The 15,058-nt window shown below is 70.0% G+C and carries 11 protein-coding genes; 5 read left to right on the plus strand and 6 right to left on the minus strand.

The features are described 5' to 3' along the window. The 5 genes from I2487_RS12745 to I2487_RS12765 form a co-directional block, all read right to left on the minus strand. The coding region (locus tag I2487_RS12745) for a phosphotransferase (RefSeq protein WP_207173058.1) at positions 1 to 1,116 on the minus strand (1,116 nt) is incomplete at its 3' end. 11 nt (positions 1,117 to 1,127) lie between these two features. Next, a complete protein-coding gene (locus tag I2487_RS12750) occupies positions 1,128 to 2,267 on the minus strand; it encodes a hypothetical protein (RefSeq protein ID WP_207169483.1) in 1,140 nt (379 codons plus the stop codon). Between the two features lie 47 nt (positions 2,268 to 2,314). Then, the gene (locus I2487_RS12755; RefSeq protein ID WP_207169484.1) at positions 2,315 to 2,971 is read right to left on the minus strand and encodes a GNAT family N-acetyltransferase; all 657 of its coding nucleotides are present in this window, start codon (positions 2,969 to 2,971) and stop codon (positions 2,315 to 2,317) included. Further along, positions 2,968 to 4,731 (minus strand): DUF885 domain-containing protein, encoded by a 1,764-nt coding sequence (locus I2487_RS12760; protein WP_207169485.1) that lies wholly within the window; start codon positions 4,729 to 4,731, stop codon positions 2,968 to 2,970. The genes I2487_RS12755 and I2487_RS12760 overlap by 4 nt, the downstream gene beginning before the upstream one ends. Positions 4,732 to 4,736: 5 nt before the next feature. Next, a complete protein-coding gene (locus I2487_RS12765; protein ID WP_518523728.1) occupies positions 4,737 to 6,122 on the minus strand; it encodes an NAD(P)H-quinone dehydrogenase in 1,386 nt (461 codons plus the stop codon). A gap of 289 nt (positions 6,123 to 6,411) precedes the next feature. Between I2487_RS12765 and I2487_RS12770 the strand changes: the two genes are divergently transcribed. From I2487_RS12770 to I2487_RS12790, 5 genes are all read left to right on the plus strand, one after another. Then, positions 6,412 to 7,239, plus strand: a complete 828-nt coding sequence (locus I2487_RS12770; RefSeq protein WP_207169525.1) for a purine-nucleoside phosphorylase — start codon at positions 6,412 to 6,414, stop codon at positions 7,237 to 7,239. A gap of 76 nt (positions 7,240 to 7,315) precedes the next feature. Further along, complete coding sequence (locus tag I2487_RS12775) at positions 7,316 to 9,145, plus strand: phospho-sugar mutase (protein WP_207169486.1); 1,830 nt, start codon at positions 7,316 to 7,318, stop codon at positions 9,143 to 9,145. 49 nt (positions 9,146 to 9,194) lie between these two features. Then, a complete protein-coding gene (gene deoC, locus I2487_RS12780; protein ID WP_207169487.1) occupies positions 9,195 to 9,899 on the plus strand; it encodes a deoxyribose-phosphate aldolase in 705 nt (234 codons plus the stop codon). 41 nt (positions 9,900 to 9,940) lie between these two features. Continuing rightward, entirely contained in the window at positions 9,941 to 10,261 is a 321-nt protein-coding gene (locus tag I2487_RS12785) for a hypothetical protein (RefSeq protein WP_207169488.1), read from the plus strand. Positions 10,262 to 10,280: 19 nt separating this feature from the next. Continuing rightward, on the plus strand, positions 10,281 to 11,378 hold the full coding sequence (locus tag I2487_RS12790) for an acyltransferase family protein (protein ID WP_207169489.1): 1,098 nt from the start codon (positions 10,281 to 10,283) through the stop codon (positions 11,376 to 11,378). Here I2487_RS12790 and mfd read toward each other — a convergent pair. Further along, positions 11,345 to 14,974: a transcription-repair coupling factor gene (gene mfd, locus I2487_RS12795; protein ID WP_207169490.1), complete on the minus strand. Its 3,630-nt coding sequence runs from the start codon at positions 14,972 to 14,974 to the stop codon at positions 11,345 to 11,347. The genes I2487_RS12790 and mfd overlap by 34 nt on opposite strands. Positions 14,975 to 15,058 lie beyond the last annotated feature (84 nt).

Genomic DNA, 15,058 nt, shown 5'->3' on the forward strand with positions numbered 1-15,058 from the left:
CCGCAGCGCGTGCGCGTCCACCGTGGCGGCGAAGCCAGCGGCGAAGCGTTGGAACGCCGCCGGGACATGGACGTAGCGCGGGTCCACCGCCGGCAGCACCGCGAGGTGTCCCAGGAAGCAGGCGAGGTCATCCACCCGGTACCCCGGGCCCAGGGAATCCACATCCAGCAGCGCCGAGACCTCCCCGCCGCGCATCAGCAGATTGGCCTCGTAGAAGTCCCCATGGGTGGGCACCACCGGACCACGGTCGGTCAGCGGAAGCACCGCGCTGATATGGTCCACCAGCGCCGTGATGCGTTCGGCGGCCCCGGGCAGCGCCGAGGTCGCCGCCGAGGCATAGGCCGAAAGCCGGTCGGTCCAGGCCTCCCGTGCCGGGAGCGCCATCACCTCGGCCGGGAGCTTCTCCAGCAGATCGATGAACCGCTCCGGCCCAGCTGCGGCGGCGCCGTCCGCGAGGAAATACTCGGCCAGGGACTCCCCCGGACCTTCTCGCAGCGCGACCACGTCGAGCACCGGCTCCCGGATCGGCACGGCGGCCGGGACCCCGGCGTCGAGCAGCAGCTGGTGCCGGGTGTGCAGGTGCTGGGCGCGCCGAGCGCGCAGCACCTTCAGGAACAGGCGGGTGCCGTCGTCGAACTCTGCGGCGATCACCGCGCGGCGCAGCGGACGGTAGCTGATGGTCTCCAGGCTGACCAGGTCGCGGCCGGCCCCCCAGATATTGCGGACCGAATCTGGGTCGGTGGCGATGCGCAGACCCGGAAGCGCGGGGTCCAGCGGATGCTGCCAGATCGAGAGTCGACCGTAGGGGCTGTGGGACTGCACGACCCCGTCGGCTTCTGCGGACACCGGCTCGGTGGTCATGCCCACGTAGAGCTCGTCCACGTGGTCGGAGGTCTCGGTATAGGCCCCTGCCGGTCCGCCGCGCGGCATCACGGGACGTCCGGTCGCGACCCGGTAGACCCCGGTCACCCCGGCCCCAGGGCGGTGCTGCAGGGATTCCAGGTGCACGCTGGTCGCGTAGACCCCGGTGTGCTGGATGGCCTCGGCGATCGGCGGGTGCGCGTCGAAGGACTCCATGAACGCCAGCTGCCTGGCTTCCAGCTCTGCCGGGGTCATGCCGCGAGACATCAGGCGCGCCGGCGCTTCAGCACTTCATCGAGGTTCATCGAGTCCTGTTTCGGCGCCTCGACCTGGGACCGCACAGCGGCGGGGTGCTGCGCGGGGGCCTCTTCGGCTGCCGGGGTCTGCTCCTCAGGGGTCTGCTCCTCGGCGGGTGTGGTGTCCAGGAACCTACGCTGGGTGAGCTTGACGTCGCTGCGCGGGGCCGGGGTCTGCACCGCGAGCGCCTCCGGTTCGATCCGCTGCGCCTTGTCCAGGTCAAGGTACTTCGGGCGCGGCACGGCGCGCGGCTGCCAGGGCCCGACCGGTTCAGCGGCCTCGCCGAGGACCGGGCCCGAGGCCTGCACCTCGGCGTCGAAGGTGCGTTCTAAACCCACGGGCAGTCCGTCCTCGTCGGTCGGCTGTAGCGAGTCCGGGCCTCCGGCGCCGCGGCCGTCTGCGCTCAGCGCGTCGAAGAGCCCCGCCTCGGTCGGGTTCACCCAGTCGGTGCCCTGCAGCGGGTTCATCGCCTCTTCGATGGCGGACTGCACCCGGGCCCGGCGGAGGCCGCGTCGGCGCAGCACCGCCATGGTCCGCAGGGCCACCAGTGCGAGCAGGAAGACGCCGGCGGCACCCAGCGGCACCGCGGCCGGGACTGCGGTCAGCGGAGCCAGGATCCCGGTGACGACGGCGCTCAGCGCGGCGATCACGCCCAGGAGTGCGACCAGGGTGCGTCCCCAGTGCATGTGAAACCCGGAGCCGGGCCGGGCAGAAGACCCCTCACGTGGGGAAGCGGCACGCGCCGAATCCGAACGTGTGAAAGCGGCACGCGCCGAATCCGAACGTGTGGAATCGGTGCGCTGGGATGAGCTCGCGCTGCTGGGCAGGTCGGTGCTGGAGGACATGGTCGCCCCTCGGTGGGTGTCGGGGTGGGCGGTGGGGCCGATCGTCGGCTCCGTGGAGGCCGGCGTCGCCGTCAGAAAGGACGCTGCGGCGCTGCTCGGCGCCGGAAGCGCGACGGGCGCGGCGTCCGCGAGGCTGGTCGCCTGGCGTCGTCCGCGCAGGACCAGGGTGCCCAGAAAGAGCACGGCGATCAGTGTCATGAGCGCGGAGGAGGGGATAGACAGGCCCTGCACCGTGGAGAGGAACGCGCTCTCGGTGTGTTCCATGCCCAGCATCCCTGACCCCCTCGCCCTTCATGAAGTACAGGCTGAGCCTATCCGATACCGGATTGTGATCCGCGGCAACGCGCCACAAGACCCTCACCGATCTCTTCGCGGGTCAGCGCGAAGCATCGGTGGTCCCGCCAGGCACCATGGATGTGCAGGAACCGCAGACGGACTCCTTCCTCGCGGAAGCCCAGCTTCTCCACCACGCGCAGGCTTGCCGCGTTCTCCGGACGAACGGCGACCTCGACCCGATGCAGTCCGCGTTCGAAGAACAGGTGATCCACGGCCAGTGCGACCGCGAAGGGGGTGATCCCGCGCCCGGCGTGGCCCTCGTCGAGCCAGTAGCCCAGGGAGGTGCTCCGGGCGGAGCCGCCGATGATCGGTCCCACGGTCAGCTGCCCCACCATCCGGGGCTCACCGCCCTGGGCGGTGAACCAGATCAGCCAGGGCAGGTGGGTGCCGGACCGGGCGCTGCGGCCCAGGCCGCGGGCCATCTGCCGGAAGCTGGCCGAGGAGTCCCGGGGATCCGGATTCTCGGGAGTGGTGGCATCCCAGGGCTGGAGCCAGGCGCTGTTGAGCACGCGCAGCGCCATATAGCGATGCTCATCCTCGGCTCCAAGCGGGCGCAGCTCGACCCGTCCGGCGGGGATCTGCCCGGCGGGACTCACCGGCCAGTCTCGGCTCCGACCGGGGAGCAGCCTCATGGGCGCATCGCGAAGCGCAGTGTGTCCAGCCCGATCATGCCGAGTCCGAGCAGCTCGGTATGGAAGGCCCGCAGATCGAAGGGCTCCCCGGCTTCGCGAGCGGACGCCTCGCATTCGGCCCGGAGCTCCTCGAAGACGCGCTGCCCGACCTTGTAGGACGGCGCCTGCCCGGGCCAGCCCAGATACCTGGTGAACTCGAAGTCCAGCTGTGCTGAGGAGATCGGAAGGTGAGCGCGCAGGAACTCCTTGCCCTGCTCGGGGGTCCAGGTCTGTCCGCCCCACTCCGGCGGGGCCTCGAAGCCGCAATGGACCCCGATGTCGAAGACCACCCGGGCCGCGCGCATCCGCTGCATGTCATACATCCCCATCAGATCTCCGGGGTCCGCGAGGAAGCCCAGCTCCGCCATGAGCTGCTCGGCGTAGAGCGCCCACCCCTCGGCGAAGCCGGAGACGAAGCTGCCGTGACGGCGCCAGGAGTTCAACCGGTCCTTGACCAGGGTCGCGGTGGCGATCTGCAGGTGATGCCCCGGGACCCCCTCGTGGTACACGGTGGTGGTCTCGGTCCAGGTGGTGAAGTGTTCATCGTCTTCAGGAACCGACCACCACATCCGACCCGGCCGGGAGAAGTCATCGCTGGGTCCGGTGTAGTAGACCCCGCCGTCCTGGGTGGGCGCAATCATGCATTCCAGGACGTCCATCGGGGCCGGGATGTCGAAGTGCACGTCTTTGAGCGCCGCGAGCGCGTCGTCGGAGAGTCGCTGCATCCATTCCTGCAGCGCAGCGGTCCCGGAGAGCTGCCGTGCGGGATCCGCGTCCAGGATCGCCTTGGCCTCCTCCACGGAGGCGCCCGGGCTGATCTGCTCGGCGACCACTTCCTGCGCCGCGACCAGTCGGGCCAGCTCTTCGATCCCCCACCGGTAGGTCTCCTCGAGGTCCAGCACGGTGCCGGTGAAGAACTGGCTGTGCAGCCGGTACGCCTCGGTGCCCACCGCGTCGGTGGCCGGCGCCTGCGGCAGCAGCTCTGTTTCCAAGCGCTGCGCCAGGCGCTGGTAGGCCTGCTGCGCGGCGTGGGTCCCGGCGGCGAGCGCCTCCTGTGTGGCGGAGCTGACCTGCGCCTGCCTCCCGCTGCGCGTGTACCCGGCGAGCGCGCCCGCGGGCAGGGCGTAGCTGCGGCATTGCTCCGCCACCGCCTGAACCTGTCGCTGGGCCGGCACCTGGCCGGCCTGGGCGGAGTTCACCAGCGAGGCCCAGTAGCCGTCCAGCGCGGCCGGGAGATTATGCAGCCGCCCGGCGATGTGCACGAAGTCCTGTTCACTCTGCGCGGGCATCAGCTCCAGCACCATCCGCACCGTCTGGGGCGCCGAGGCCAGGTTGTTCAGCTCGGTCCGCCCGGACTCGTGCAGCGCCACGTCGAGTCCGATCCGCTCGGCCATCGCGTGCAGGGTCACCGCGTCGATGCGGTCTTCCGGTGTCATCCCAGCCAGCTGGGCGAGGGTCTCTCGCTGCAGCGCGGCGATCTCTTCACGTCCGGCCGGAGAGTAGTCCGCGTACTCGGTCTCGACTCCGGGGCGGCCCAGCACCGTGGCCTCCTCCGGGGCCAGGGCGAGCAGCCGCTCGAAGTAGTCCTCGGCAAAGGCATCCACAGCCGTCGGGGTGCGGGGCGCGGGGTCGGACGGCGTGGGTTCGAGCCCAGCGGAGGCGGGCGCCACAGGTTCGCTCCCGGCGGGGTCGGACGGTGTGGCCGGCGTCGAGCTGCTCATGCGGATCAGTCCTCCGGATCGGTGACGTGAAGGTGGAGTCGGCGGGCGGCCTCGGAGATCGAACCGGTCAGCGAGGGGTAGACGGTGAAGGTGGTGGCCACGTCGTCGACGTGCAGCTTGTGCGTGACCGCCAGCGCGAGCGGGAAGATCAGCTCGGAGGCGCGCGGGGCGACGACGACGGCACCGATCACCGTGCCGGATCCCTTGCGCGAGAAGATCTTCACGAAGCCCTCACGGATGTTCATCATCTTGGCCCGGGCGTTGGTGGCGAGGTCAAGCTTGACCACGTCGGCCTGGTACTTTCCGGAGTCGACCTGCTCCTGGGTGACCCCGACCGTGGCGATCTCCGGAGAGGTGAACACGTTGGAGGCGACCTGGTGCAGCTTCAGCGGCTTCACGCTCTCGCCCTGCATATGGGCCACGGCCACGCGGCCCTGCATCGCGGCGACGGAGGCCAGCGGCATCACCCCGGTGCAGTCCCCGGCGGCGTAGATGTTGTTGGCCGTGGTGCGCGAGACGGTGTCCACCTGGATGTGGCCGGATTCGGAGATCTCCACCCCGGCCTCCTCGAGCCCCAGGCCGGCGGTGTTCGGGATCCCGCCCACCGCCATCAGGCAGTGCGAGCCGTGCAGCACCTCCCCGTTGCTGAGCCGGACCTCGACGCCGTGTTCCGTGCGCTCCACGGACTGGGCGCGCGTCCGCGAGGCCACGTGGACTCCGACACGTGCAAAGGAGTTCTCCAGCACCGTGGCCGCATCGGCGTCCTCCCCGGGCAGCACCTGGTCGCGGGAGGAGACCAGCGTGACCTGGGCGCCGAGCCGACGGTACGCCGAGGCGAACTCGGCTCCGGTGACCCCGGAACCGACGACGATCATGTGCTCCGGCGCCTCGGTGAGGTTATAGGCCTGGGTCCAGTTGAAGATCCGCTCCCCGTCGGGCTTGGCGGAGCCCAGCTCGCGCGGGTGGGCACCGGTGGCCACGATGATCGCGTCGGCGACGACCACCTCGCCGGCCTCTTCGCCGGAGGTGACCTCGATGCTGTGCGGCGGCACCAGCTTGCCGCGCCCGATAATCACGCGCACTCCGTAGGACTCCAGGGTGGCGCGGATGTCCCGGGACTGGCTGTGCGCCAGCTTGAGCAGACGCTCGTTGACCTTGGAGAAGTCGGCCCAGGCCTCCGCCTCCTGGGGGTCCTCGCCCTGCCCGGCTCGCAGGCCCTCGGCGTGCTCCCCGAAGCGCACGCCGAAGGCGGTGGAGATGTTGACCCGGCGCATCGCGTCCGCGGTGGCGATCAGCGTCTTGGAGGGGACCACGTCGGTGAGCACCGCTGAGCCGCCGAGGCCCTTCTCCTCGATGATGGTGACCTCCGCGCCGGCATCGGCGGCGACCATAGCGGCTTCGTAGCCTCCGGGGCCTCCGCCGAGGATGGCGATGCGGTCAGGGGCGAAGCGTCGTTGCAGATTAGTTGGAGTCACGGGCCCATTCTGCCGAGTCGACGCGGCAATGTCATACGCCACACGGGGATGTGACCGCTCCCGAGGACCTCATCGGCCGCGTCAGCCTGCCGCGGTGTCCCACCCAGACGGTAGATTGATCCCTGTGAGCCATGACAAAGTCCAGACCCAGCACAGCGCCCCGACCGACGACGGAATCGGAGACCGCCTGGTCCCGCATCCGGAGCTGACCCCCACCAATGACCCGACCGCCCCGGCGAATCTGCGGGCCGAAGCGGCAGCCCGCGCGCTGCTTGACCAGGCGGGGGTGGATTCCATCGACCTGGCCTGCACGCTGGGCTCGGGATGGGGCGAGGCCGCCGCTCAGCTCGGCGAGCTCGTCGCGGAGATCGACGCCGAGCAGGTGCCGGGCTTCCATTCCTCCGGCGTCTCGGGCCACAGCGGGACGCTGAAGGTCATCCGCTCCGACTCCGGAGCCCATGTCCTCGTCATCGGGGCGCGCACCCACTACTACGAAGGCCGCGGCGTGGACGCCGTCGCCCACGGGGTGCGCACCGCTGCCGCCGCGGGCGCCACCACCATGGTCCTCACCAATGGCTGCGGCGGACTGAACCCGCAGTGGAGGCCCGGCACCCCGGTGCTCATCTCCGACCACCTGAATCTCACCGGCACCTCCTCGCTGCGCGGCGCGCACTTCGTGGACATGACCGACCTCTACTCCCCCCGGCTGCGCGCCGTGGCCCGCGAGATCGATCCGGACCTGCCCGAGGGCGTCTACGCCCAGTTCCCCGGCCCGCACTATGAGACTCCCGCCGAGGTTCGGATGGCCGGAGTGCTGGGCGCGGATCTCGTCGGCATGTCCACCGCACTGGAGGCCATCGCCGCTCGCGCGGCCGGCATGGAGGTCTTCGGCATCTCTCTGGTCACCAACCAGGCCGCCGGGATCTCCCCGGAGCCGCTGAGCCACACCGAGGTGCTTGAGGCCGGACGCGAAGCGGCCCCACGGATCTCTGCCCTGCTGGCCAAGGTGATCGGGCGCCTCTTGGCCGGGTGAGCCTGGACTCCGACCGGCAGCCACCGATGACCAACCCCGACCCGTTACCCCGACCGAGATGAGGGAGCAGACCGCCATGACCGAGAAGCTGTTCGGCGCCGTGCGCCGCTGGATCGAGAATGACCCCGACGCCAAGACCCGGTCCGGGCTGGAGCGGCTGCTGCAGCGCGCCGAGGCCTCCGACGCCTCAGCCACCGAGGAGCTCCAGCGGCTCTTCGCCGGTCGGCTCGCCTTCGGCACCGCCGGGCTGCGCGCGGAACTGGGTCCAGGGCCGCTGCGGATGAACCGCCTGGTGGTGCGCCAGACCGCCGCCGGGATGCTCAGCTACGCCCAGGAGCAGCTCGCAAGTGCCCAGCAGAAGCCGGACAGCTCCCAGGAGTCGATGCGCAGCGCGACGCCGAAGATCGTGATCGGCTTCGATGCCCGCCACCAGTCCGACGAGTTCGCCGCCGATACCGCGGAGATCTTCTCCGCCGCCGGCTGGGAGGTGCACCTGTTCACCCGCCCCGGGCCCACCCCGCTGCTGGCCCGCCAGGTGCTGGTGCTCGACGCCGAGATCGGCGTGATGGTCACGGCAAGCCACAACCCGCCCCAGGACAACGGGTACAAGGTCTACCTCGGCGGGGAGCTCTCCCGCTTCCTGGAGCCCGATGGTCATGGGGTCGGCGCTCAGATCGTGCCGCCGGTGGATCAGGACATCGCCGCCCGGATCGCAGAACTCGTCGACGCCGACACACCATCCCGCGCCGACGGCGGCAGCGATGGCAGCACGCATGGCGGCGCCCCAGAGACCCGCCCGATCACCGATGAGGCCCGCGACAGCTATGAGCGCGAGGCTCTGGAGCTTCTGGACCCGGAGACCTACCCGCACCGGGACCTGCACGTGGTCTACAGCGCGATGCACGGCGTGGGCGGGGAGATGGTCACCTCGTTGCTGCGCGCCGGCGGATTCACCGTGACCCCGGTGGCGGAGCAGCACGAACCCGACCCCGACTTCCCCACCGCTGACTTCCCGAATCCCGAGGAGCCCGGCGCCCTGGACCTCGCGCTGAAGGCCGCCGAGGCGAACCACGCGGACCTGGTGCTCGCCAATGATCCCGACGCCGATCGGCTCTCCGCGGCGGTCTATGACGAATCCGCCAGCGCCTGGCGCCAGCTCTCCGGGGATGAGATCGGCGCACTGCTGGGCCGGCACCTGCTCGAGCGCGGTCCGCTGCGCCCCCAGGCCGGGGCCGGCGCACCGGTGCTGGCCAACTCGATCGTCTCCTCCCGGCTGCTGGAACGGCTCTGCCAGGTCCGCGGCGTCGGCCACGCCGCGACGCTCACCGGGTTCAAATGGCTCGCCCGCGTCCAGAACATGAGCTTCGGCTACGAGGAGGCCATCGGTTTCAACGTGGATCCCGAGCACGTCAAGGACAAGGACGGCGTCTCGGCCGCGCTGATCTTCGCGGAAATGACTGCCTCGCTGAAGGCTCGCGGGATCAGCCTGATCGCCGCGCTGGATGAGATCGCCGCCGAGGCCGGGGTCTTCGTCACCGGCCAGGTCACCATCCGGGTCAGCGACCTCTCCGAGCTGGGCAAGGTCACTGCCGCGCTGCGCGCGCAGCCTCCTGAGGAGATCGCCGGCTCCGCCGTGGTCGAATCCCTGGACCTGACCCAGGACCCGCTGCCCGGCACGCAGCTGAGCGGGGCTACCAAGACCGACGCGCTGATCTACCTCACCGCCGACGGCGACCGGGTGATCGTCCGGCCCTCCGGCACCGAGCCGAAGGTCAAGTGCTACCTCGAGGCTGTGGCGGAGACTCCCGGCGTCAATGCCGACCCCGAGGCCATCGGGGCCGCCCGCGCCCAGGCGACCGCGCGTCTCGAGCAGCTGCGCAGCTCGATGGAGTCCATGCTGGGCTGACCCCGCCGCTTCCCCCACTTGTTGTTCCGCAGATGCACGAGGAGACCCGATGACGCACACCCCCACCCCCGCCGAGATGGCCCCGCTGATCGATCACACCGCCCTGAAGCCCGACACCGATGAGGCCACTATCCGGCGGATCGTCGATGAGGCGCGCACCCATGGATTCGCCGCGGTCTGCATCAACCCGCGGTGGGTGCCGCTGGTCGTTGCAGAGCTCGCCGGCACCGAGGTCAAGACCTGTACCGTGGTCGGCTTCCCGCTGGGAGCCTCCACCACCGCGTCGAAGCTCGCCGAGACCGTGGAAGCGGTCCAGCTCGGCGCCCAGGAGGTCGATATGGTGGTGGACATCGCCGCGGCCAACGCCGGTGACCACAGCTACGTCGAGGCGCAGATCCGTGCGCTGGCTGATGCCGCCCATGCCGGCGGCGCGATCCTGAAGGTGATCCTGGAGACGGCGCTGCTCAGCGAGTCCGCGAAGGAGCTGGTCTGCCGGGCAGCGGAGGCCGCCGGTGCGGACTTCGTGAAGACCTCCACCGGGTTCGGCGGGGGCGGAGCCACGCTCGCGGACATCACGCTGATGCACTCCCTGGTCGGTGGCCGGCTGGGCATCAAGGCCTCCGGCGGCGTGCGCAGCTATGACGACGCGGCCGCGATGGTCACCGCCGGCGCCACACGCATCGGAGCGAGCTCCTCTCTTGATATCGTGGAGCCTAGAGATTCCAGCACATCGGGTGCTGCCGGCGGCTACTGAGGTGGGCGTCGCGCAGACCGCACCGCACCTAAGGGGAGCACATGATCAGCAACGGTAAGGTCAAGGCCCATTCGGGTCAGGGCAATTTTGTCGGAAACTTCGTCGCGTTCCTCGTCGTCTTCTTCATGCTCGTCGGGTCGATGGCCTCACTGTACTTCTGGGATCTGGATCAGGTGTGGCTGCCGGGGATTCTCTTCATCCTGCTCTACACCGGCTCGTTCTTCGCGGCCAAGGAGATCATCGGCCGCTCGGACTCCCTGGACATGCAGGACCTCCACGGTGAGCACGGCGAGCCGCTGGACGCCATGGCCTCACGGGTGAGCTCCTCGCGGGAGTCGGCTGCGGAGCCGCACGTCCGCTGATCTCCCCGCCCGGACCGTGATGACCACCTCGGCGCTGCGACCCGTGCGCGCTCGGAATCTCGGGATCGACCTGTTGCGGGTCATCTCGGTCGCCGCGGTGGTCATCGGTCATGCCTGGGCCGGGATGCCCGGAGCCGAGTACCTGCAGATCTGGCGGATGCCGCTGTTCTTCTTCCTGGCCGGGTTCTTCTTCTCCACCTCGCGCGGCCTCACCGAGGAGCTGCGGGCTCGCAGCAAGAGCCTGGCGCTGCCCTACCTCGTCTGGCTGCTGCTGCTCAGCGCGGCGGTGCTGGCGATGGCACATACCCCCTGGCCCTTCGAGCCCGGCACCATCAGCGGCGCCGTCATCGGCGGGGCCCGCACCGATATGCCCTTCCTGGCCTTCTGGTTCATCTCGGTGCTGTTCTTCGCCGCGCTGCTGCTGCGCGCGGTGCTCGCCCTGCCCTGGTGGGTCGGGGTGCTCCTCGGGGTCTCCGGGTTCGCCCTGGCTCAGCTGCCCGACTCCGCCATGGCCTACACCCCGCTGGGGATCGGTCTGGTGCCGGCCTGTATGGCCTTCATGCTGGCCGGACACTGGTTCGGCCGGTTCATGCGCTCACCGCGCGGGCAGGCTCTGCCGGGCAAACCCTGGTGGGGGCTGCTCTGTCTGGGCCTGGGCTTCGGCGCCGTGGCCAGCGGCGTGCCGACGATGAACATCAAGTGGTCCGGGTTCGGCGCGTTCCTGCTCTCTCCCGCGGTCTCGGTGCTGATCAGCATCGGCCTGGTGCTGATCTTCTCCACCGCGGTCGATGCGCTGCTCGGCGGCCCGCAGTCGCAGCGCGCGGAGGCCTCGCGGCAGCCGCGGCGCGCGCGAGTCCTGGGCCGGGTCATCTCTGAGCTGGTGCAGACCGCGACCTTCGTGGTGTTCTCGCATGCGCTGGTGCTCTATCTGCTGCTGCGCCTCTTCGAGCTGGAGAACCCGGTGCTGCGCACCGTGATCGCACTGGGTCTCTGCTGGTCGCTGGGCGCGATCATCAACCGCACCCCGCTGGCGCTGCCGCTGAACGGACTGCCGCGGTCGGCGCTGCGCCGCCCGGGCGCGACTCAGACCGGCGGGAAGATCGCCTCGAAGACCTGATTCAGCCAGGCCAGCAGCTCTGCGTCGGTGAGCTCCACCCCGGTGATCCCGCTGGTCTTCGGCTTGGGGATCAGCACCTGCTTCATGCTGGCCTTGTGCTGGCTGCCCGGGTACATCCGCTCCAGGCGCATCGCCTTGGACTCCGCGAGCTCGGCCACCGGGGCGAACCGGATGAACTTGCCCTGGGTGCCGACGTCGTGGATGCCCGCGGCCCGGGCGCGGTTGCGGAACCGGGCCACCTCCACGATGTTGGTCACCGGGTCGGGCAGGTCGCCGTAGCGGTCCTGCCATTCGGTGATGACCTCGCCGATCTTCTCCTCGGTGTCCGCCGCGGCGAGCTTGCGGTAGCCCTCCAGGCGCAGCCGCTCCCCCGGGACGTAGTCGTGGGGCAGATGGGCGTTGATCGGCAGCTCGATCTTGACCTCGGTGAAGGTCTCCTCGGTGTCCCCGCGATAGTCGGCCACCGCCTCACCCACCAGGCGCAGGTACAGGTCGAAGCCGACCCCTGCGATGTGACCGGACTGTTCCCCACCCAGCATGTTGCCGGCACCGCGGATCTCCAGGTCCTTCATGGCCAGCTGCAGGCCGGCACCGAGCTCGTTGTTCGCCGCCACCGCGCGCAGCCGCTCCAGGGCCACCTCGCCCAGCGGCTTCTCCGCCGGGTAGAGGAAGTATGCGTAGGCCCGCTCCCGGGAACGGCCCACGCGTCCGCGCAGCTGGTGCAGCTGCGAGAGCCCGTAGGTGGAGGCCCGGTCCACGATCAGGGTGTTGGCGTTGGAGATGTCCAGGCCGGTCTCGATGATCGTGGTGGAGACCAGCACGTCGAAGCGCTTCTCCCAGAAGTCCTGGATGATCTGCTCCAGCCGGGACTCGCTCATCTGACCGTGGGCGACCTCCACCCGCGCCTCGGGGACCAGCTCGCGGATCCTCGCGGCGGTGGCGTCGATGGAGGAGACCCGGTTGTGCACGAAGAAGACCTGGCCCTCGCGCATCAGTTCGCGGCGGATCGCGGCCGAGACCTGCTTATCGGTGTAGGGCCCGACATAGGTCAGCACCGGGTGCCGCTCCTCCGGCGGGGTGGCCAGCGTCGAGGTCTCCCGGATCCCGGCCATGGACATCTCCAGGGTGCGCGGGATCGGGGTGGCGGACATGGCCAGCACATCCACGTTGGTGCGCATCTTCTTGAGCTGTTCCTTGTGCTCGACGCCGAAGCGCTGCTCCTCGTCGATGATCACCAGGCCCAGGTCGTGGAAGTCGACCTCCTTGGAGAGCAGCCGGTGGGTGCCGATGACGATGTCCACGCTGCCCTCGCGCAGACCCACCATGGTCTCCTTGGACTCCTTGGCGGTCTGGAACCGTGAGAGCGGGGCCACCCGCACCGGGAACCCGGCGTAGCGCTCGGTGAAGGTCTCGTAGTGCTGGGAGACCAGCAGCGTGGTGGGCACCAGCACGGCGACCTGCTTGCCGTCCTGCACCGCCTTGAAGGCGGCGCGGATCGCGATCTCGGTCTTGCCGTAGCCCACGTCGCCGGAGATCAGCCGGTCCATCGGGATCTCCCGCTGCATATCGGCCTTGACCTCATCGGTGGCGGTGAGCTGGTCCGGGGTCTCGGCATAGGGGAAGGCGTCCTCCAGCTCCGACTGCCAGGGCGTGTCGGGGCCGAAGGAGAACCCGCGCGAGGCCATGCGTGCCGCGTAGAGCCTGATCAGCTCGCCGGCGATCTCCTTGACCGCCTTCTTGGCCTTGCGCTTGGTCTGGGACCAGTCGCTGCCGCCCATCTTGGAGAGCGAGGGCGCCTCTCCGCCGACATACTGCGAGACCTGGTCCAGCTGGTCGGTGGGGACCATCAGCCGGTCCTTGGCGCCGCCGCGCTTGGAGGCGGCGTATTCCAGGACCAGGTACTCGCGGATGCCCGCGGTGCCGGCCTTGATCGCCTGCGGGGAGCCGACCTTGCGCTGGATCAGCTCCACGAACTGCCCGATGCCGTGCTGCTCATGGACCACATAGTCTCCGGGCTTCAGCGCCAGCGGGTCCACCACATGACGACGACGCCGGGCCGGGACCTTCCGGGCGGAGCCGGAGTCCTGCCGGATGGCGCGGCCGAGCATCTCGGACTCGGTGAGCAGCGCCAGCTGCAGCGGGTCCACGGCGAAGCCCTCGGAGACGTTCGCTGTGGAGATCGTGATCCTGCCAGGAGCGGGGGCCTCTTCCAGGGTGTCGACCCGGACGCAGGGCACCTCGTGCTCGGTGAGCAGCTCCTGGACCCGCTGGGCGGAACCGGCGGCGGCGGTGGTGACCACCACCGACCAGTTCGCCTTGGCCCGCTCGCCCAGGAAGGTCATCACGTCTTCCACGCTGCCGCGGTAGCCGATCGGCTCGCGGGAGGCGATCGAGACGATGTCGGCGTCCTGTTCCAGCTCCTCGTCCAGTCCCAGCGAGGTCATCGACCACCAGCCGGCTCCGTGGGCGATCGAGGCGTCGCGGGTCTCGGCGAGGCTGGCGAAGCCCCCGGAGGCCAGGCCCTGCTGCTCGCTGCCGATCTGGGCGCCGCTGAGGTCCAGCGGTGCGGCCGCGCCGTCGGGGGCCGCGGACCAGGCGGCCGCGAGGAACTCCTCGTTGGTGGCGGCCAGATCATGGGCGCGACCGCGGGTCTTCTCGGGTTCGATCACCACGGTGAGCGAACCGGCGGGCAGCTGGTCCACGAAGGGCACCATCTCGGGCACCAGCACCGGAGCCAGGGACTCCATGCCCTCGGCCGCGATCCCCTCCGCAAGCTTGGTGAGCAGATCCGCGGCGTGCGGCATCTGCGCGATGAGCTCCTTGGCGCGGGCCTTCACGGCCTCGGTGATCAGCAGTTCGCGGCAGGGAGCGGCGTCGAGCACCTCGGGGTGTTCGGTGGACTCGGTGTCCAGCGAGCGCTGATCGGCCACGGCGAACCAGCGCATCTGTTCGACCTCGTCGCCGAAGAACTCGATGCGCATCGGGTGCGGCTCGGTGGGCGGGAAGACGTCGAGGATCCCGCCGCGCACGGCGAACTCGCCGCGTCGGGTGACCATGTCCACCCGGGAGTAGGCGGCGTCGGCGAGCTGCCCGACGGTCTGGTCGAAGTCCGCGAACTCACCGACCTTCAGCCGCACCGGCGCGAGGTCGCCCAGCCCAGCGACCAGCGGCTGGACCACAGCACGGACCGGGGCGACGACGACGTCGAGCACTCCTCCGGACTGATCCGGGTGCGCGAGCCGGCGCAGCACCCCAAGTCGGCGTCCGACGGTGTCGGAGCGTGGGGAGAGCCGCTCGTGCGGCAGGGTCTCCCAGGAGGGGAAGTGCGCCACGGCGGCGTCAGGGGCGTAGGCGGCGAGCGAGGTGGCCAGCTCATCAGCTTCGCGGTCGGTGGCCGTGACGGCCAGCAGCGTGCCGGTGGAGCTGGTGCGGCGCAGCGTGGTGGCGATCTCCGCGATCAGCGCCGGACGCAGCCCGGTGGTCGAGGCGATCTGCAGCTCCTCGGTGCGCTCCCCTGCAGGGTGCGCGGCGGCCGCGGCGACCCGCTTATAGGAGGAGTTCGCCGTGAGCGCTGCGCGCAGACCTGACAGAGCCATAGAAGAGTGACGCCTCATTTCGCATACAGAACGATGCCGGAGATCCGCGAGCGGGGTTTCGGCGCGGTGGGAGATTCGTGAGTT

The organism is Nesterenkonia sp. E16_10 (genome assembly GCF_017347085.1).
Taxonomy (GTDB): domain Bacteria; phylum Actinomycetota; class Actinomycetes; order Actinomycetales; family Micrococcaceae; genus Nesterenkonia.